General features: G+C 40.2%; 19 protein-coding genes. All 19 read right to left on the bottom strand.

Annotation, left to right across the window (positions count from 1 at the left end):
* Positions 1–120: 120 nt before the first annotated feature.
* Positions 121–1173, bottom strand: coding sequence for a mannose-1-phosphate guanylyltransferase (locus WKT12_RS13985; protein ID WP_340320073.1), 1053 nt, complete (start codon positions 1171–1173; stop codon positions 121–123).
* A gap of 246 nt (positions 1174–1419) precedes the next feature.
* Complete coding sequence (locus WKT12_RS13980) at positions 1420–2166, bottom strand: WecB/TagA/CpsF family glycosyltransferase (protein ID WP_340320072.1); 747 nt, start codon at positions 2164–2166, stop codon at positions 1420–1422.
* A gap of 42 nt (positions 2167–2208) precedes the next feature.
* Positions 2209–3387: a glycosyltransferase family 4 protein gene (locus tag WKT12_RS13975; RefSeq protein ID WP_340320071.1), complete on the bottom strand. Its 1179-nt coding sequence runs from the start codon at positions 3385–3387 to the stop codon at positions 2209–2211.
* Positions 3388–3420: 33 nt separating this feature from the next.
* Positions 3421–3885 carry an acyltransferase gene (locus WKT12_RS13970; protein WP_340320070.1) on the bottom strand — a complete coding sequence of 155 codons (465 nt, stop codon included), beginning with the start codon at positions 3883–3885 and terminating at the stop codon, positions 3421–3423.
* A gap of 5 nt (positions 3886–3890) precedes the next feature.
* Positions 3891–4814 (bottom strand): glycosyltransferase family 2 protein, encoded by a 924-nt coding sequence (locus WKT12_RS13965; RefSeq protein ID WP_340320069.1) that lies wholly within the window; start codon positions 4812–4814, stop codon positions 3891–3893.
* A complete protein-coding gene (locus tag WKT12_RS13960; protein ID WP_340320068.1) occupies positions 4808–5845 on the bottom strand; it encodes an O-antigen ligase family protein in 1038 nt (345 codons plus the stop codon). The genes WKT12_RS13965 and WKT12_RS13960 overlap by 7 nt, the downstream gene beginning before the upstream one ends.
* A gap of 272 nt (positions 5846–6117) precedes the next feature.
* Complete coding sequence (locus WKT12_RS13955) at positions 6118–7230, bottom strand: glycosyltransferase family 4 protein (RefSeq protein ID WP_340320067.1); 1113 nt, start codon at positions 7228–7230, stop codon at positions 6118–6120.
* Positions 7227–8348: a hypothetical protein gene (locus tag WKT12_RS13950; protein ID WP_340320066.1), complete on the bottom strand. Its 1122-nt coding sequence runs from the start codon at positions 8346–8348 to the stop codon at positions 7227–7229. Before WKT12_RS13950 ends, WKT12_RS13955 begins: the two co-directional genes overlap by 4 nt.
* Entirely contained in the window at positions 8348–9082 is a 735-nt protein-coding gene (locus WKT12_RS13945; protein WP_340320065.1) for a PIG-L deacetylase family protein, read from the bottom strand. Before WKT12_RS13945 ends, WKT12_RS13950 begins: the two co-directional genes overlap by 1 nt.
* Positions 9067–10179, bottom strand: a complete 1113-nt coding sequence (locus tag WKT12_RS13940) for a glycosyltransferase family 4 protein (protein WP_340320064.1) — start codon at positions 10177–10179, stop codon at positions 9067–9069. The genes WKT12_RS13945 and WKT12_RS13940 overlap by 16 nt, the downstream gene beginning before the upstream one ends.
* On the bottom strand, positions 10160–11431 hold the full coding sequence (locus tag WKT12_RS13935) for a glycosyltransferase family 4 protein (protein ID WP_340320063.1): 1272 nt from the start codon (positions 11429–11431) through the stop codon (positions 10160–10162). Before WKT12_RS13935 ends, WKT12_RS13940 begins: the two co-directional genes overlap by 20 nt.
* A gap of 4 nt (positions 11432–11435) precedes the next feature.
* Positions 11436–12299: a polysaccharide pyruvyl transferase family protein gene (locus tag WKT12_RS13930; RefSeq protein WP_340320062.1), complete on the bottom strand. Its 864-nt coding sequence runs from the start codon at positions 12297–12299 to the stop codon at positions 11436–11438.
* Positions 12296–13837: a lipopolysaccharide biosynthesis protein gene (locus tag WKT12_RS13925; protein WP_340320061.1), complete on the bottom strand. Its 1542-nt coding sequence runs from the start codon at positions 13835–13837 to the stop codon at positions 12296–12298. Before WKT12_RS13925 ends, WKT12_RS13930 begins: the two co-directional genes overlap by 4 nt.
* Entirely contained in the window at positions 13800–14522 is a 723-nt protein-coding gene (locus WKT12_RS13920) for a tyrosine-protein phosphatase (protein ID WP_340320060.1), read from the bottom strand. Before WKT12_RS13920 ends, WKT12_RS13925 begins: the two co-directional genes overlap by 38 nt.
* A 2-nt stretch (positions 14523–14524) precedes the next feature.
* Positions 14525–16939 carry a GumC family protein gene (locus WKT12_RS13915; protein ID WP_340320059.1) on the bottom strand — a complete coding sequence of 805 codons (2415 nt, stop codon included), beginning with the start codon at positions 16937–16939 and terminating at the stop codon, positions 14525–14527.
* An 18-nt stretch (positions 16940–16957) separates the two neighbouring features.
* Positions 16958–17794 carry a polysaccharide biosynthesis/export family protein gene (locus tag WKT12_RS13910; protein WP_340320058.1) on the bottom strand — a complete coding sequence of 279 codons (837 nt, stop codon included), beginning with the start codon at positions 17792–17794 and terminating at the stop codon, positions 16958–16960.
* 23 nt (positions 17795–17817) lie between these two features.
* A complete protein-coding gene (locus WKT12_RS13905) occupies positions 17818–18954 on the bottom strand; it encodes an MraY family glycosyltransferase (RefSeq protein WP_340320057.1) in 1137 nt (378 codons plus the stop codon).
* 14 nt (positions 18955–18968) lie between these two features.
* Positions 18969–19532 (bottom strand): UpxY family transcription antiterminator, encoded by a 564-nt coding sequence (locus tag WKT12_RS13900; RefSeq protein WP_340320056.1) that lies wholly within the window; start codon positions 19530–19532, stop codon positions 18969–18971.
* Between the two features lie 156 nt (positions 19533–19688).
* A complete protein-coding gene (locus WKT12_RS13895; RefSeq protein ID WP_340320074.1) occupies positions 19689–20912 on the bottom strand; it encodes a site-specific integrase in 1224 nt (407 codons plus the stop codon).
* Positions 20913–21282 lie beyond the last annotated feature (370 nt).

The raw sequence follows: 21282 nt of genomic DNA, 5'->3' as shown, positions 1-21282 counted from the left end.
CTTTCCTGCATTGGGAATGCCATGTTGTTAATGAATTTTTGTATTAAAAAATCGCCACGATATTCCGCATGGCGTGTACCGTGGCGATTTCCATATAGAATTCCATTTCAGGCAATCCAATTACTTCCCCGCCGAAAAGTCCTTGATGCTCTGTTCCTCGCTCAGGCGGCACACCAGCAGACGGCCGTCCTTTTCCGCCACGATGTAGTTCTCCAGTCCTTCCAGCACTACCTGTCTGCTTTCCGCCACATGCACCATACAGTTGTGACAATTATACAAGTCCACCTTGCTGTCGCCCACCGTCGCGTTGCCGTTCTTGTCCTGCGGCAACAGCGTGTGCAGCGAGCCCCAGCTACCCAGGTCACTCCATCCGAACTCCGCCGAAAGCACATAGATATCTTTCGCCTTCTCCATCACCGCATAGTCGATGGAAATCTTCTCGCAGGTAGGGAAGAGGCGTTTCAGCTCCTCCGCTTCCCTGTCGGTAAACAAGGCAGGCTCCAGCTCGTCCATCACTCCGGCGATCTGCGGCACGAACGTACGGATGGCATTCGTAATTGTTTCCACGTTCCACACAAATATCCCCGCGTTCCAGAAATAATTTCCCGCTGCCAGATACTTCTTCGCCGTTTCCACGTCCGGTTTCTCCTTGAACGCCTCCACCTTGCAGATACCCTTTTCGTCGGCTTCACCCTGAGCCGCTATGTACCCGTAGCCCGTTTCCGGTCGGGTAGGCCTCATACCCAAGGTCACAATGGCGTTGGAGTTTGCCGTCTTCTCCAGAGCCAGCCGGATACAGCGGGCATATTCCGTTGTGTCAATCACCAGCGCATCCGAGGGAGTCACCACGATGTTCGCCTGCGGAAACTCCTTGCGGATCTTCCAGCACGCATACGCGATGCACGGTGCCGTATTCCTCGCCTCCGGTTCCGCCAGGATATGCTGCTCCGGCACCTGCGGAAGCTGCTCCTTTACGATGTCTACATACTTTTCCGATGTCACCACCCAGAAGTTTTCCATCGGGCAGATCTCTTTCAGACGCTGTACCGTAAGTTGTATAAGCGATTTTCCTACCCCCATTACGTCGATGAACTGTTTGGGGTATTGTGGGGTGCTCATGGGCCAGAAGCGGCTTCCTATGCCGCCTGCCATGATGACTACGTGGGTTTGCATAATGCTTGTATTTAATTTTAACATGTTCATATAGAGAACACTGCTCTTCAAGGTAATCTAAACTCCAGTTGAAACATCTACATTTAGAAAAGTCGGACAATAAGCTGTCTTTTGCTTCCAATCGACATCAAGAATTCCAGACATAACTATCAATCCGCCCGACTTCCTAAAGTTCTCACCCACCTTTTAATCCTATTTAAAATCCAATCACATCAACATTCAATAGGATAAAGGCTTCTCAAAACCTCACCTATTATTATGTTTTTTCTTTCTTCTCCACTCACTAATAAGCAGCATAGGCAATGTAATGACAATCCATCCACATCGCTTCAATTGCTTTTTGGGTTCACAAAATATCCGGTAAACAAACTCTAAATGATTCTTTACCATCCATTCTGGTGCTCGCTTCACATCAATGCCACTATAAAACTTAAAAGCAGCTCCAACCGCTATCATCACTCCATGCTTTAAGTAAGGCTTCAGCTTACTCATAAAAATCTCCTGTTTAGGAGCACCTAAAGCCACCCAAATAATATCCGCCTTATCCTCTTCTATAACTTCAGCTATCTCCTTATAGTCGAAATCTTCTACTCTTCGAAAAGGCAACTCTATAAACTGCATATTAGCAACATCAGGGTTTACCTTCATCAAATTAGCTTGCAACCCGTCCAATATAGCCTGCGAAGTTCCCATAAATATCATACGATACTTACGACACTTCACGATATCCATAAAAATCTGGCTTCCACAATACTGTTCATATCGCTTTCCATATATCCACTTCAAATACAAAGGAACATAGCTACTGTCACAAATGGCGAACATTCCGCCATTCACCACTTTCAGGTATTCCGCATCCCGGTTAGCAATATTCAAAATTACGCCATCTGCTACACAAATATAGTCCGCCCTTTCCTTCTTTAGCTGTTGGTCAATACATTGCCATACAGCACTGCGGTCAAATTCATATCTAATATTGAAATAAGTTTGCATATTAATAAATTATTATTAGGAACTCACTTTCCTTGACAACTATCACTTCAATATAATATCATCTTTATTTAATAATCCAGTCATTAGTTCCAGCCATTTTTTATACACTATTTCCGAAGAATATTCTTGCTGTAGTTTTCGAAAAGCCTTTTCTCCCAATTTTTCTACAGCTTCCGGATGTTCCCAAAGTGCAGTAATTTGTCTCTCCAAGTCTACAACATCATTCGGTATAAAAAGTTTTCCAATAGCCTTTTCTCCCTTTCCAATGATTTCCGTAAATCCTCCATGATCTGGTCCGACGGTTGGCTTTCCATATTGAGCAGCCTCCAGAATAGACATAGGAAAACCTTCATACCAGCGACTTGCCATTACACAAAAAGCAGCATTCTTATAAAACTCAGCCAGTTTATTGCCACTGATATATCCTACTAATAACACATTTCCAGGTAACATACCAAACTGATTTTTATCACGTAAAGCTCCAGCTAAACGAAACTCTATTTCAGGATGCCGTCGGGCTACTTCTATAATTATATCCACTCCTTTTTCTCGGCTCAACCGCCCGCAATATGCTACATATTTTCCATTTATCGGTTCATAGCTACCCGGTGCGTCTATCGCATTAGGAATTACTTCAAATTTATCAGTAGAAAATCCAGCTTGTATCAATTTCTTCCGTTGGAAATCTGTAATACAAGCAAATTTGTCTACACGATCTCTGTAAGAACCGGTCAATCGTGCTACAGCATTTCGAGCAGCATAACCAACAGACTTCAATAATGAATGTTCACAATTATAACGTACACATCCCCACTCATTCCCTTTCTGTAAGCACAATTCGCAAGGTCTTCCATCTCGCATAAATAATCCAGTAGGACAAATTAATCGGAAATTATGAACTGTCATTACCACCGGTATTCCTGCCTTCTTACACTCAAATAATGCTGCCGGACTAATAAAAGGATAAAGATTATGCACATTCACTACGTCTGGTTTCTCCCGTTGCAATACTTCTCGCATAGCTTTTACACCACTCGGACAATATAGCCCTGCACAGAATCCATGTATCTTACCTATCAAATTCTCACGGCTTCCAGCTGTTGACTGACGTAATTGTACAACTTCATGTCCGTGAGAAGTCCACATTGCAGCCATTCGATCAACAACGGCTTCTTCACCGGAGTATTTTCCATAATCGTTATGGACGAGAAGAATTTTCATATATTTAGTTCAAGCCCTATTAATATTTTCCAACTATTTACCACTCTTCCTTGTGTCACCTATTTTTTTTGCAGGATTGCCTATTAATATAGAATAATCTTCAATGACTCCTTTTATAACAGCTCCTGCACCTATAATACAATGTTTCCCAATCCTTGTTCCCGGTAATATTATAGCGCCAGCTCCAATAAAAGAATTTTCTTCTATACTAACAGATTTAAAAGCATATTCTACTGTACTCTGATTATTAGGCCTTTTTAAAAAAGACCAATCGTGAGTTAAAACAATTACTCTAGTAGAAATCACGACTCCTTGATAAATAGTTAATCCACCAGATGGATCTAAATATGCATCTTTTTGAATGTATTCTGGAGTGCCTATAAAATGTACTCCTTGTGATTTATGCGCTTTAACAATAAAATACATATACCATTTGTCATTTATCAACCGAGAGATAAATGACATGTTTATAAAAATATAAAATAAAAGTCGTCTCATATATTTTAATAGTGTGAGATTATCATATATCTCATTTTTTGAGGAAGTAGTGCCAATACTAAAAAAGGCATAACTTTGATATTCAAAATATTATATCGCAACGATAGGAAAACCTCATAAATGGTTTCTCTTCTTTCATTGTATCTGACAGCAACAGAAGCTCTCATTTTATGCCAATGTGAAATATAAGTTTTTAATCCAAGGGTTTTTGGATATTTTTTATATATATTCACTAACTCCTTACCTACTGGATCTCCCTTATCCTGTCTTCTTGGAGGAAGATTCTTCTTATTATATCCCTCACCCAAATTATAAATTACATGCGACGTCCTTGCAAACGCTATAATATATCTACAAGCCAATCGTGCCCATGTCAATAAATCTTCCCCTGATTTAATGCCGACAGGAAATCCTCCAACAGATTGTATAGCATCCTTCTTCACCATAACAGCAGACGTCCACAAAGGAGGATGTGAACAACTGGCCACTTCAAAATAATTGGAAAGGACACCATATTCTCTTGTAAAAGGTAGTTTTCGAATAATGGTAGATCGCACATTCCCTTGGATATCCCTGAATTCGTAATTACAAGCAAATACACTACAATCCAAATATTGTTGTGTAAGATTATATTGAGTTTCTAAATATTCCGGTTTCCATTCATCATCAGCATCCAAAAATGCAATATATTCTCCTTTTGCTTCCTCAATTCCACGATTGCGTGCAGACGATACACCAGCATTAGGTTGTTGAATTAGACGGATGCGAGGATCTACTACTTTATTAACTTCTTCTACACTATGATCTGTTGATCCGTCATCCACAATGATAATTTCAAAATCTTGAAAAGTTTGTTTCAATACGGTTTGTAGTGTTGAAGTAATACTTTGTTCTTTATTATATAAAGGAATAACAATTGAAATCAACATCTATGAATATTTATTAATTCTAATTTATACAAATCTACTGCTTTCAAGAATATTCCTATGAAAACGAATGGAAATATGAAAGCCTGTTGTGAATATGAAACTACATTATCAAAAGCCATAGAAAAAAACGTACCCAAACAACTTCCTAAAGCCATAGCACCTGATAATAATATAAAATCATCTTTAAAGAATACAGTACAATAGCCTATTTTTAAAACTGTAACAAAAAAAAATAAGCCAAATAAAACAATGCCAATCAACCCTGTATCACATAATATTTGTACGTAATCGCTATGAATTAATTTCACAATAAAATTGTCTTTTGTGTATTGCACAGAATTTCCCAAACCTGAACCTATAATAGGATTAGGTTTATAAAATTTTGCCAAATTAGTTTTCCAGATCACCTCACGACCATTTGACTGTATATTATCTAAATCCAATGTTCCATTCTTATATACTTGTGTAGACTCTCTATCATTGATAAACATCTTCTCCTTAAAACTTGGTACTAAATATATTGTTGCAATAGAAAGAATAACAAATATTAAAATATACGGAATAGCTTTTAGCTTATATATAACAAGAATAAAAGATGATGTAGCAAGAGCTATGCCTCCCAATCCTGTTCTAACAGTTTCTAAAATAGTCGATAATAGAATCCATGTTGCAGAAAGTAAATATATTTTCTTTCTATAAATAATATATAAAGTAAGAGGAATTACAAATAATGCTGAAAAAAAATCTGCTAATGAAGCATATGCAATAAATAGCCCACCGCTTTTATATAGTAATGCATTATATACAAAAGGTAATATTATAGAAGCAAATCCTCCTATAAAAAGTGCATATATTACCATAATTAAATTAGTTTTTTTCAATAAAAGAAGAAAGTCCTCTTTGTTATTAATAGCATTATAACCAAGCCATAAATACAGTAGAGGAAGCGAATACTTTATCAACATCATGATGCCTTGCACTTTATCTATAGAATTTAGTAGCGAAAAGCAGCACCATAAAAAGAATGCCATATATACACAAACAATCTTTTCAAACTTCAATTGAAAAGAAGTCAAGGCTATGAACAATAGCAAAATAATACTAAAAGCATATTTCACTAAAGAAAAAGATCCTAAAAAAAGCATTGCAGTAGCGACACTGAACAAAAGGAAATGTAAATTTCTATTTATAGGATATGGCTCATTTTCACATGGATTTTGTATACATAAAAGGTTCTGTCTATTATAGATTCTAAAACTATAATAAACAAACCACATAGTAAAAAGCAAATTAAGCAGGAAGGTCATATTTTATTATATAGATTATTAAACAATTTTATATATTGAGCTAAACTAAATCGTTGTACATAGGTTGTAGCTTTTATTGAATATTGCTTCCAAAGTAAAGGGTGTTCTACCAACTCGTTGATTTTGTCAGCTAAATCTCCTATTTGTTCTGGTACATGTAATAATCCAACTTCTCTATCCCGTACAACTTCAGGTAAACCACCTACACGAGACGCGACAACGACACAGCCGCGTGCCATTCCTTCAATGGCCGTAAGTCCGAAACCTTCACTACGCGAGGGCATTAACAAGATGTCTATACGATCATAGTAGTTTGATAACTTCTCCTGTGGTTGCTGTCCCGTAAACTCGACTGCTTCTTCCAATTTTGCTTCGTAAACCTGTTCGTCCATCAGTTTACGCAGACTTCCATCACCGACTACCAACAATTTCATTTCTGTATGACTTGCTTTTACCTGAGCAAAAGCAGGTACTACCAAATCCATTCCTTTGATTGTTTCCAAACGACTGACTACTCCGATTGTTAATGGTTGGTTATATTTTTTTGCTTGCTTAGATATAGAAATACCCGCAGGCAGGGCATTATATATTGTAAAGTGATTCCGCTTTTTCAGTTGGGCCTGTTCTGTATATAATTGGGAAGTTCCAAAGAACGAACGTTCTGCTAATTCCGTAATACAAGTAAAAGCCCGTACGCAATGTCGCTGAACAAAATGTACTAATCGCAGGCTTGAGTAAATGTCGGCAGGCGTATGTGCTGTCGCTATGATTTTAGGTATACCTAACAGACGTAAAAGTAGAATTGGAATCGCACCAGGGGCCATGTACTGTACATGCGCCACTTCTGGTCGGTATTGTTTCAATATCTTGCGAAGCCCTTTATAGAGGAAAATAATTCCTTTCCAACCTCCGATGCGTGATCCGTCTTTACTCAAACAAATTACTTCACTACCGACTTGTTGAAACCTAGAAACCATCTCTGAAGCGTATTCAAAATAGCAAACAGTGAGAACTTTGTGTCCACCTGTAACCAAAGCCCGTACTAAATTGAGGGTCTGTATTTCTGTACCTCCTGTCATCAGACAAGGAATGCAAACCAATACTTTCATCGCTGAAAACGTTTTTTTATTTTATGTAAATAATAACAGACAGTCGGCATAGGATCTCGCCAATTGAAATTAATAAAACAGCGGGTTCTCATGAAGTCTTTTAACCATAACCTCAATGAAACGTCTCCGTTCTTTACATATAAAAAATCAATAGAGTAATTCATCATATACGTTCTTCGTATATGTTGCCAATCAATAGTATAATCTGGATTTACATAAAAAGCATGAAGATTAGCGCCTGCTGCAGTTGACGCATACGCTAAACCTTCATTCCGAAAATTTACTTCCATAAAATAGTTTTTGTTATCTTTATGTAAAAATTCCACACTAAAAGGGCCATAATATCCTGCATGTTCAAAAAAGCGTTCCAAACCGGGGATATCGATATTCAGCTCTTTCAATGGTAGAAACAATCCGTAAGCTCCGGCGCCTATCAAATAAGGATAATGCCTAATTTTCCGTACGGCACCGGATAGAAATACTCCTTTTTCAGTACGAACTCCGATACAATCCAACTCATATTCTTTGTTAATAAACTCCTGAAGAATAAAATCCTTGCAATGACTTTCCTCTTTTAAAGCAGATTTTAAATCCTGAAATACATAGCAAATATGAATATCACTCTTTTCTCCTTGAGTACTATACAAAGGTTTAAGAAGAATTGGATAATCAATACAGATAGAATCAATTTTATCTGTCCGATGAAAAATTTGCGAACGGGGAACAGTTAACCCGCATTGTATAGCCAACTTGCATTGCTCATCTTTGTTGAATAAAGAGCCTATAGTTTTCCCTTTAGCGGGAGTTCGGAAATAAGGAGCAAGCTCTTTCTCTAGGCTGTCAATAAAAACAGCCGCTTCATCAAATGTGCAAATAATTGTCTTTATACCTTCCATCTCTTTCATCTTTTCTAAAACAGAAAAGCATTCATCGATTGATTGGATGTATTGCACCCGATTTTTTTTTAAATATTTACTTTTGGCTACAAAACAAGTATCTTCTTCACATTTTAAGATTAAGTATTGTTCTATTCCTGCTTCACCTAAACTGCGAACAGCACTTAAAGTGTTATGCGTAGAATCACCAATAACAATAGCTATGTGTAGTGAGGTATTCATTAGTCAATTTTAAAATAGAGTTCACAGTTCCATTGATTTGCTTTCACAACTAAATTTGGAAGTACTCCACTCCATGGCTTTCCACAAGGAGCAAGCGGTTTCACATAAGCGTCAATGGCTTTTAATTTTACCAAGTGTTCTTTCTGATTCATTTTAAGTATGAAAGCATTTTTCCAATCAATGTTCCATACATTGTAATACCAAAACCAAACACAATACTCGTACAACTGAACCGGAATTGATTGTATTCGTATAATTTCTCTTACTATTTTTCCAGCTTCAATATGGTCGCTCCATCCTTCACCTTTGTGGGGAACAAAAATAGCGTTTGGCGAAAGTTCTTCAATCAATATCTGTAGGCGTTGAGTTTCAGTGTCATTGAATGAAATACTACCATCTGAATAATCTAAAAAATGCAGTTGGTCAAGTGGAAGATTCAAAATCTTTGCAGCCTTCCGAGATAAATTCCGCCGGGAGTCGATTAATGTGGATTCATCAATGTGGCAACAGCCTTGATGGCTCTTTCCTCCTCCAGATAGAATCACTACATGCACTTGTTTTCCATTATCAATCATTCGTTGTATAAAACCGGAACAACCCAAAACTTCATCATCAGGATGGGGAGCTACAATCAATACCTTGTTTTCAAGCTGTAATTGAGAAAATCGATAAAGCAGGCAGTTTATAATTGTTACTCTAGTTTGCCTAATAATATCTTTTATAAATCTAAGCATTTCCGATATACTTCAATTGTTTTGTGAGCACAAGTTTCCCAAGTAAATTTAGAAGCCTGTAAAATAGAATTTCTTTTTAACGATTCAATATCTAACTCTTTGTTTTCAAATTGAGCCATTATTTGAGTCATTGAGTCAATATCTTCCGGTTCTACGTATATAGCCGCATCTCCTCCTACTTCTCTTAAAGAACTGTTATCGCAAGTTATGACTGGAGTTCCGCAAGCCATTGATTCTGCTATTGGTAATCCAAAGCCCTCGTATTTGCTTGGAAAAAACATAGCCGTAGCAGAAGCATACAATTGACTTAATTCTTCATCTGTTATATTAGAAACAAAATGAATTTTATTATTAAATTGAGAAGATATATACTTTTCCTGAATTTCTATTGGAGGATTTCTCCAAACTAAAACTAAATGATGATATGGTGCTTGTTTCAACAATTGTTCATATGCCTTGAGTACTGATATTGTATTTTTGCGACCAATATCACAAGAAACAGACAGAAAATATGGATTACTTCCCGTATATTTATTAGAAGATTTCGATTTCGGGGAAAATAATTGGTGATTAATCCCCCAATAGCATACAAATATTTTTTCCCTTGGAATTTGCATGTATTCTATGATTTCTTTCTTTGAATTTTCACTACAAGTAATAATAGCTCTTGCTTTTCGTGCTAACTTAGGATAATTTTCTTTCGCAAAATCATGATTTAAAAACTGTTCTGGATAAGAAAAAAACATAGCATCATGAATTGTCACGATACATTTTTCCGGGCAATGTACATATTCAAAATTATGTGGTATATGCATCAAATCATATCTCGTCAAATATTCTCTTAAAGGAAATTTAGCTAATAACTTATCTATCTTTTCTCGATGCGGCAAATAAACATGACAATTTTTAAATGGTAGTCCTGTATTACGTCCACCTATTCCTTTCATATTTTGGGAGTAAAGAATAACTTCAAAAGGTAAATTGTCTATTTTTGCCAATGCTTGAATCAATTCCAATGTAGTGCGTCCAATACCATTTACCTTACCAAAAACGTAGTAAGGAACAATAGAATTTACATCAATGAGTAATTTCTTCATATAGCTTAATTAATGATTTACAATGTAGTTGAATAGGTATAACCTTATCACAAAAAAAGTTAGATTTAGTATGGAGAAAATGTTCCGATATTTTTCGTATACGTTCAGCAAGTTCCTCTACATTATTAGGTTCCACCAACCACCCATTGACTCCTTCTTCAATCTGCATTTCCGCTCCCCCACATCGAGTAGCCAATACAGGTTTATTCATAGCTAATGATTCAGCAATATTTAATCCAAAAATTTCCAAACAAATAGTTGGATGAATTAATATATGAAAACTTTGAATGGTTTGAAAAACCTGTTCTGGATGAATTTTGCCATGCCATATAATACGTAAATCGGCAGCATATTTTTTTTTCAATAAACCTTCATACCTTCGTTCTGTTTTATTTCCGGCTCCACCTATTAAATGTAATTCAATATGTGGATTATTTACCAATGAGAATGCTTTTAATAACACATGTATTCCTTTTACATAGCAAATACGACCAACATAAAAGAACTTTATTCTTCCATCGATAATAGGAGGGAAAGGTGCTACAAACGTTGGCAAAGGTATTCCATGAGGTAATATAATAATTTTATCTTTAGCTAAACCATTACGTTGCATAGCCTCAGAAATGGCATAACAAGGAGCAATCATTCGGGTACATTCACCAGCTATCATTTTCCAATCTTCCTCTTTGCGTGCAATTAACAAAGCTATTTGTCCAATAGGAGTGACAAATGGGAAAAAAGGTAGTTTCGATAGCCCTTCCCCTATTTGTTGATAAAGTTTTTGAGGAAGCAATTTCATCAGTGGATACCAATATTTTCCACTGCGAATATTCCGCAAACAACAAGCTAAGCAATTATTATGAGAAACATGATGAGTACAAATTTGGTCATTAAAATCAAGCAATGTTCCAGCGGGACAGACGATACCACCATGATGAGCAGTCACTACTACCGGAATGCTTAGTTTCTTTCCAATGCTTACAACCTCAGACTTATGACTATGAGCGTGAATGATATCTGGTTTTATTTGTTCAATCAGTTGTCGCAAATCTTTTATACCTTTTATACCTACCTCGTACAAATCAATTGATTTATATTTCTTCTTTTCAATATAACTTTCTTTAGAAAGAAAAGAAATAACCTGTAAAGAACATTGCCGACGAATCATCTCATCCACAATATTCTTCACATAGACTTGTCCTCCACCGTAAGTAGAGAAGAAATCACCGGAGGCAATCTGAAGAATCTGCATTAAACTATCTCAATTTAAATTTATTCGTACATTCCAGCATAACTTGATTTAAATCAGTCTGTAAAGATTTTATTCTATTTATGGGTTTCAAATTCGTTACACTAATAAGATCAGATAAGGTCTCATTACCATTAACTTCTAAATAACTACTTGAACAACCTAATGAAGAATAATAATCATCAAATTTATAATCATAAAAAGAAGTTGGCATTGTTTTTCTATCAATAAACCTCATATTAGGAATGTAAAAAGCGTCAGCTATAATTAGGCCATGTAAGGAGGAAGATATTATTGAAGCACATTGTTTTATCTTCTCAATAACCTCCTTAGGCGATTTTAACACATCAATAAAAAGTACTTCTGCACCAAATTTTTCTTTCCATTTTTTTATGATATCTCCTTCTTTATCAACAAAATGAGGGATAATCCCTAATTTATATCGAACGACTAATTTTTCTGGATATACTAAAGACATCAGCAGCCCAGGATCACCTAACTTTATTTCTGATACAGCCCCACCCTGTATATTAGATAATGTCAATTTTCCTCTTACAGCTAAAACTGTAGCATTAGGAAAATTGTATTCCATATTATCTCCTCCAGTTCCAATAATATATCCAGAATAATCACTAGAGACCCACTGCAATATACTTCCGGCTAAAATTATATCAGATTGATTAAGATTTGGAACATATACAGGTGTTAAACCATAGTATTTTAATATATCAGGCTGCAAACAATCCCCAAAATTATTTAAGCCACGTCCCCAATGCACCTTAATCAGATTATGCTTAATATACCTACCCTTAATTATTGCTGGGAAACGGCATTTAAAATAGTAACAAATTTCTTTATAAGAATATTTCATCGTAAAATGAGTTTTATAAGACGATGTGGTATGTAGTTAAACTCTCTTATACAGCCATAATATATAAAAAAACTAATTATAGAATATATAATTAAAGCACATATAGAATATATTAACCATTGAAATATATTAGTAAAACTAAACCATTGATTTATATTGGATAAAATTATATATGATATAAAGAATGATAAAATTGTCAATATATTATATTTAAACCAAACACTCCAATATTTCCATACATTTTTTTTAAAACCTTTTGTATATAAATAATAAGGTTTCCAAATACCAACAATAGCAAATATGCTAATAATAGAAGACAGTATAATACCATGTAATCCCCAAAATTTACCTCCAATAACAGCTATACCTACGAATAATATAATTTGAAGAATTGAAGACCAAACATCAGCAAATAGACCAAATCCTGCAATGAACTGTCCAATACCCCCTGTCGAAATTTGTATATAGATTTTCAACGTTAAAAGCAATAATATAGACTTTGGCAAAAGATATTCATGACCAATCCATTCAATAATAAAAAAATCTAAAGTATTATAAATAATAAATGCAATAATACCTGCTATCCAATATCTAATACCAGTTATTTCCCAAAAAACAGTTTCTATTTTAGCATTATTCCCTTCTGCTATTAAATTTCCAATACCTGCCGATGTACTTCCCAATACAGTATTCATTAACTGACAAAGCTTGTCTACAATTAATGTATAATTACCATAAAAAGCTACTATTTGTAAAGATACAAATGTATAAACGAAAAAAGGAGTCGTTTGATATTGAAAAAATGATGAAATTTGATGCACAAACAACTGCTTTGTATAAGTCATCACCTCAGGGTAGTTTTTGAATAACATTTTCCCCTGCTTTATCTCACTTTTTAACCACGGATACACTTGATTGATCTTCCAGTTTAAAATAAACGAATAAATGATACCAAATACCAACTCGATGATAACCCAAAGATAATAGCTACCTGTATAGTAAGCACTTGCCATTTGTATAATCGTCTTAATGAGGGTAGCTGTTTGAAAATAGGCAGTGACTACGTAATTCTTCTGGTCTGCTCCTAATAGAGTTTGCTTGTAGTTAGCAAAGTAACCGATGAGTGAAGATGCTAAAAAAGAAAAGTAGGCAAAAATAATGATACCTAAATCAAATCTCGTATCAGGAAATATTAATGGCAGAAAACAAGCCAAAACAAGACCAACTCCCAAGATGATGAAACCAATCCAACGATACAAATAACCAAAGACAGAAATAATCTCGTTGATTTTTGTTTCATCGTGATCGAACAAGGGCTTATAAAGTACATAGCCAATTGCACTACCAATACCCAATTCTGCTAAATTAAGAAAGCCCAAAAGGTTCTGAAGAGTTCCTGTCAACCCTACAAAATCAGCTCCCAAACAATCTAAGAAAATTTTACGGGAAAAAAAACTTAGAGCCAATGTTAAAAAATAAAAGATCAGATTAACACGAGCATTAAGTAAGGATTTTTTTACACGAGATTCTTGCGCCATTATTTAACTGCAAATTGCTTTTTAAGAGATTTATAAAAGTCTGTAATCTATGCACATCCAAACCTGTATAGTTGTACATACCTGATTGTAACAGCCAGTGGGCTTTTTTCTGAACTTCCTTTCCATATTGTCCATATAAGGAAGGAAAATTTAACTGAAATTTCACTTTTCCTTCTTGCAACTGGTAATAATCGGACTTGTGCATATAGACATATCGTTCCGGATGAGCCAGTACAGGATAATAACCAACAGCCTTGATTCTTTCCAACATATTATACAAACCCACCGGTGGATTGAAATAGGAGGTTTCTACCAGCAGGTGGTTGCCTTCTGTACCCAAGGGGAGCAGGTCGCGGTGGGCAAGCCGTTCCTTGAACAGGTTATCGAGCATGTATTCGGCTGCCAGATGCAGGCGGATATTGCCGGTATAGTTTTTCTGAAACTGTTCGAAGCGGCTGCGCAGACCGGCTGTGGTATTGGGTATGTCTTCCATGATATGTGGGGTAAACCAGACTTCACGGATTCCCAACTGTTCATACAGCCGCAGAATTTCCAAGGATTCTTCGGTAGTCTGTACGCCGTCGTCTACGCCGAAAAGGAGGTGGGAATGATAATCGGTCATTCCCCGCAACACTCCGCTTTCTGCCAGCGTCTGTTTTTGCTGAAAAGGCCACCACCAGCTCATTCCTATTTCTGTTTTTCGTTACCGTAATAACCGGAACCATAACCGTAATGATAACCATAACGATAACCATAATGGTACGAACCACTACCTTCTGTGCCGTTCAGCAGTACGGCCATGTTCTTGAACTTCTGTCCGGTATAGAGGTTTTCCAGTTCGGGCAGCATGCTGCGTTCCAGCAGTCCGGCACGTACCACGAAGATAGTCCGGTCGGCATATTTTTCGATGATATGGGTATCGGCTACCAGCTCAATCGGCGGACAGTCGATGAATACATAGTCGTAACGGGTGCAAAGCTCGCCCAGTAACGCCTGCAGGCGTTCGCCCGACAGTAGTTCGGTAGGATTGGGAGGAATGGTACCTATAGGCAGAACATCGAAACGGACTGCCGCGGAAGCGGGTACAATGACGTCTTCGATACGCTGTATCTTGCCGGCAAGGTAGTTGCTCAATCCGCTGTGCGGCGAACCGACATAAACAGAGGTAGAACCGCGGCGGAGGTCACCATCGATTACCAGTACCCGTTTTCCCTTGAGGGCAAGCGTAGCGGCGATATTCACGGTCAGGAAGGTCTTGCCGCTGCCGGGATTGAAAGAGGTCATCAGGATAACCTGTGCCTTTCCGTTATCGCTTGATACAAACTCCAGGTTGGTGCGCAACACTCGGAAGGCTTCGTTCACCACGTCACGGCTGCCTTCCTGTACGACAATCTTCGTTTCGGTAGAGGGAGTAACTTTCTTGCGGAAAAGTCCGGAACGGCGTACCCTGCCGTACAACGGTATTTCGCCCACAAACGGGATGGACAGATTTTCCAGATCTTTTCTGCCGCGTACCTTGGTATTCATGCTTTCCTGCAAAAAGACAATCACCAGCGGAATCAACAGGCCCAGGGCAAAACCTATCAACAAAATATTCTTCTTGACCGGAGCAGTCGGAGTCATGGAACCGGTAGGCGGGGTAATGATACGGGTATTGTAGGCGGTAAACGCCTGTGAAAGCTCGTTTTCCTCACGCTTCTGGAGCAGGAAGAGATACAACGCTTCCTTTACCTTCTGCTGGCGTTCTACCGACAGCAGGTATTTGGCCTGCGAAGGATTGGCGGCAATATGTTCCGTAGCCTGCTGGTTGCTCTTTTCCAAACTGTGAATCTGGGTATTCAGGGTAGTAATCAGGTTGTCTACAGATGATACAATACTCTGGCGCATGGCACGCAGCGACTCGTCCATATCTACTACCAGCGGATTCCGCTCGCTACTGTTTGCCACCAGGTTGTTGCGCTGGAGCTGCAAGTTATTGTATTCCGCTATCTGGCTTTCGATATTCGAACTTTCCAGACCGGAATTGGCGGGCAGCAACTGGTTGCGGCTGGATGCGGTAGTCAGGTAATTGCGGATGTAACGAGCCATGGAAAGCTGGGTACTCAAGGTCAGAATTTGCGATTTGGCCTGGCTACTCTCCGTCATGTAAAGCTGGGAAGCCGCCTGTACATCGGGCAGCAGGTTCTCGCTCTTGAAGGTGGAAATGTTTTCATCCACATGCCCCAGTTCGCTTTCGATTACCCCCAGACGGTCGTTGATAAACATGGAAGTGCTGACCGCTATCTGGTTCTTGTCCTTGATCCAGTTTTCATTGTATACGGCAATTACCGTATTCAAGATGTCTTCCGCCCGCTGAATGCAGACATCCCGGAACGTCAAGTCCACAATTGTAGTTTTCTCACTCTGTAATGCAACACTTAGCCCATTAGTATATCGAGCTACAGCTGAGTTCAAAGCCGAACGGGATACCGACAAAGGTTCCGCATTTTTCTGCCAAGCAGTATAAGCCGCAGCCGGACGGATCACGACTTTACCTACCGGAGTAACCAAAGTATCGTTCAACGCGCCGACTACCTCTCCGTCTACTTCTTCTCCGTTATGCATGAACGAAGTCAGCTTTACCCCCTGCGGACGGACTGCCTGTACGGTCAGTGCCGCGGTTTCGTTATCGGCCAGACCGGCAAATGTCACCGTCAGAGGCAGGTTTTGTCCGTAACGAACCTGTGGATAAAAGGTACCTTTCGTACAATAGTCCACATCCAGGTGCAGGCGCTTCACTACGTCGTACATCACGGCAGGCGATTGCAGCGAAACCACTTCATTATTGACATTGGTATTGGACTGGAAAAGTCCCAGGTCGGAAAACGAGGATCCCACATCACCGGAAAGGGACTGCCCTTTCGACTCTTGCTTAATAAGTAACGAAGCTGTGCGAGTATATACAGAAGGAGTCTTTAAGAGATAAAGTCCAGCAATGCCAACACAAACTATCAGAGAGATAACAAACCAGTACCATTTAGCTAAACATAGATAACCAATGTCCTGAATGCGAATAGAATCGTCCACTTTAGATACCGGACGATTATTTTGTTGAATGATCATATTATAGAATTCTATTGATTATTTGAAAATAAGCACCCCAATCGTAGTCAAGAAAGAACCAAGTGACAACCAAAAAGAAGTAGAACGCACGTTATTGCCGTTCACCGTTGACTGACGGGCACGGACATTGTTCGGTTCCACATATACCACATCGTTCTGGCGCAGGTAATACACCGGCGAGGTATACAGATATTCTGCCGAACAGAGATCCACGCCATAAACATGTTGTACTCCTTCTTCTTCACGAAGTACCAATACCTTTTCACGCTTGCCGTAGATGGTCAGGTCGCCCGCCATGCTGATGGCATCGAGCAAGGTTACCTTATCACGGTCGATGCTGTAACGCCCCGGTTTTGCCACTTCCCCCAAAACGGAAATGCAGAGGTTCATATATTCCACGGTTACCACCGGATCTTTTACCAGGTTCTTGGCCAACAGCTCTCCCTTAATAAAGGAGGCGATTTCCTCCCGGTTCTTGCCGGCTATTTCAATCTTGCCCAAAACCGGAAAGTCAATCATTCCCTCTTCATCTACCGTATAGCCGGAAACCCCCTGACCGGTACCTGAAACAGAACCGGAAGATTTAGATGCGGACATCTGTCCGATTTGTTGAGTGACATACGGCAAATTAAATAGCTGTGTTAACTGGGGATCACGGCTGTTTACAATAATAGAAAGCTTGTCCCCGGGACGAACCTTGATTTCGGTAGCCGCTATGACCTTCTGTTCGCTTTCTCCGGGACGCAAATCCTGAAAATAAGTGACCTTCGAAGGAGTTGAACACGATACCGCTGCCCAGGCGGCAAAAAGGATGAATGCCGCCTGCAGCGACAAAGACCGGAAAGATAATTTCATAACAACGATATAAAAAGAATAAATTAAACGACTTCATTGTGATGTGCCGCCAGCATTTCCTTGGCTTTCCGCTTGCGGGCTATCAGCACATTCAGATAGAGATGCAGCGCAATCCACAGTACGATATCGATAATGAGGATGTAGGTAACGTTGCAGTAAGACAACAGTAACAGATTCAAAGCGATGAAAAACAGTGCAATAAAGAGAATGGTTGCCATCACCCCGCGTACCCGCAGACCGGTGCGCAGCAGCTTGTGGTGGAAATGGTTCTTGTCCGGCAGGAAAGGACTTTTCCCGTGACGGATGCGGTGCAGCACGACACGTACCACATCGAACAGGGGGACAATCAGGGTGGTGAGGGCTATCACCAGCGACGGATTGGTGTGCGCGGTTTCATCAAAATGGACAAAGCTCAGGTGAATCACCAGGAAGCTGAGGATATAGCCCAGGGTAAGGCTGCCGGTATCGCCCATAAACAGCTTATGGCCTTTCTGGGCATTACCGAATACATTGTAACACCAGAAAGGCATCAGGATGCCGAGGGTTGCCAACGCCAGGAAGGCATAGATGTACTGTCCGACATAGATGTGCATGTAGGCAAGCATGGCAAGCGAGATACAGCACAGGCCGGAAGCCAGCCCGTCGATGCCGTCAATCAGGTTGATGGCATTGGTGATGTATACGATGAGGAACATGGTAAGGGGGATGCCGAGCCATGCGGGCAGATCGTAGATGCCGAACAGACCGCCCAGCGAACGGATCCAGTCGCCGCAGACCACCAGCAGCAAAGCCGCCAGAATCTGAATCAGGAACTTCCGGCGGTAGCCTACGCCGATCAGGTCGTCCTGTACGCCGATGAGGTACAGCATCATGGCACCTACTATCCAGAACAGGAATTCGTACAGGGTACGCGACAGCGGAAGATTTTCTACAGGAACTTGAAACAGAATGCGGAATCCCATAATCAATGCTACAGCAATGACAATGGCCGGCAAGAAGGAGATCCCTCCCAAACGGGGAACCGGACAGGTGTGCACTTTCCGGGGATCGGGTAAATCGAACAAACGTTTTCGGTAAGAGACAAGCAGAATGTTGGGAATCATTATAACTCCCAGCAGCAGGGCTATCAGGAAACTACCTGCCAAAAACAATGCAATCATTTATTTAGAAACAATTAAGTATTAATAATCTCTATCAGGTCGGGCGACACTTCGGATACGGCGATGGCGGATACGTGGTCGATAAGCACTACCACCCGCCGGTTACGCTTACCCTTGACTTTTACGAACACACCTTCCACACCATTGAAGGCGCCTCCGAGAATGCGGACACGAGTACCTTTCGAAAGGTTGATTTCTTCCGGTTTCAGGTAAATCAAATGTTCGTCGTTTGTGCGGCACACCCGCATAAACTGTTCCATCTGCGTATCGGGGACAATGATTTTTTGGGAAACGCCATCTACCTTACGAACTAAATATTGTAAAAAGGTAGTGGTCTGCTTGAACAATTTCAGACAGGTATCTGTTGTATGAACAAAAATCAGGTTGCTGACGGCAGGAACGTATAAACGCATCTTCCGTCCTCTGACGGTACGCACTTCATAGCGCATGGGCACAAAACAGCCGATCTGTTTTTCGTCCAGCATGCTTTTTACTTTCAGCACCCGGTTATAAGGAACACTCATGGCGTACCAGCATTTCTGCTCTACGGCACTGCCCGGACTGTCTGTCGCTGTCATATTTTCCCCCTCAATAATCATAACGTTTCTTCTTAAAAAGCTAAAGAATTAGCTCCTTGAAACACTCGCAACTGTTTGTATTTCAAGCTATTAAACCCAACTAATTCTCTTTTTATTCAATATATAGACCTTTTCTTACTTAGAAATGGACCATTCCTATTTACCGCTTCTGCTTAGTGCGGCAACCAGCTCGGCATTCGCACGGTCGATGACGGAAGTATCGATGGAAGACAGGTAAATCAAAGTTGTTTTTTCAGAACTGTGTCCCATGCCGTCGCTGATGACGGCTACCGGGACATTGTGCTTGCGTGCCGTGCTTGCCCAGGTATGGCGGGATGTATAGGAGGTGAGCAAGATATCTCCGCCCAGCAAGGATGCCAGCTTTTTCAGTTGTTTGTTGTAATAACGCAAACCGGTCTGGTACTGTTTGTACGATAAGGCTTTGTCTTCTGTACGGAGAATCGGAAAAAGATAGGGGGTATTTGCCGTGACATTCCGGTAGCGGTTGATAATGGCCTGAACCTCAGGCTCGATACGTACCGACAGGGGATGGCCGGTTTTTCTCCGGATGTAGCAGATATAGCCGTTGTGGATGTTTTTACGGCGGAGGTAAGCGATATCGACAAAGGACATGCCGCGGGTGCAGTAGCTGAACAGGAAAAGGTCGCGGGCCAGACTCAGGCCGGGTGTATCGCTCAGCTCCAGTTCCTTCAGACGGATAATCACGTCTTCGTCTACCGAACGCTTGGCGGTCTTGTCGATGCCGGTATAGACGTGACGGAAGGGAAAGGTCTGGACTACGCCTTCCTCGCGGACGGCACGGTTGTAAACCGAACGCAGGTTGCGCATATAGAAAGAGGAGGAATTGGAGGTGATGCCACGCTTGGACAGCCAGTCGGCATACTCTCCCACCACGACCTCGTCGAGCATCGAGAAGGCTATATCTCTGCCGTGCAGAAATTCCGCGAAACTGGAAAGGGTGCATCGCAGGTTGCGGGCGCTGCCCAACTTGCCGTTGCCTGCCATGCGGGCTATCAGAAGTCTGCCGTACGAAAGGATGGATACGGCATTCCGGGAGGATTGAAAAATCTCAACAACGGTGCGGGTGCTGAAATCATCGCCGGACATTTCCAGGGAACGGACAATCTGCCTGAGCTGTTCCGCTTCGCGGTCGAGGCGGTGCTGGACGGCGGAAAGACGGAAACGGTCTGGAAACAGGGACTGGCAGATGCGCCCGGCGGAGGAATCCCACTCTTCCGGCAGCAGACGGATGTTGGTGGTGATCTGCCTTACTTCTTTTTTATGAGAAATCTGATAATATACAGTGCCGGACTTGCCCGGAACTGTAGATAAACGTAATTTAATTCTAATCTTAGCCATATTCATTGAATTTTTATATTCAACAAACAAGTTACACAAATTAGAAACGTAAAATGACAGTTTTAGATTTCGTAACAACCGGATGCGACGGCCGGATATGACAGGAAACGTCAGATAGACAAGAAGTTAGGGAAATGTGAAAGAAAACCTGCGGACAAAACGGGGAAAACCTCGATAAGTTCTTTTAAAAATTTGTACAAATAATTTTATTTTTTGTACAAATTTTCAGAAAACATCGAGACGTTTTCGGTGGTTTACGAGGAAATTGGGGTTATAAACAGACATTCAATAGGCTTATTTGCTATTCACGCCCTTCACACAGCGGGTTTCGATGATGCGTTGAGCATGCCAAAAGAGCCGGATGTGAAGG

Source organism: Phocaeicola sp. HCN-6420 (assembly GCF_037890145.1).
GTDB lineage: Bacteria > Bacteroidota > Bacteroidia > Bacteroidales > Bacteroidaceae > Phocaeicola.
This window is presented reverse-complemented; position numbering and strand designations above follow the sequence as displayed.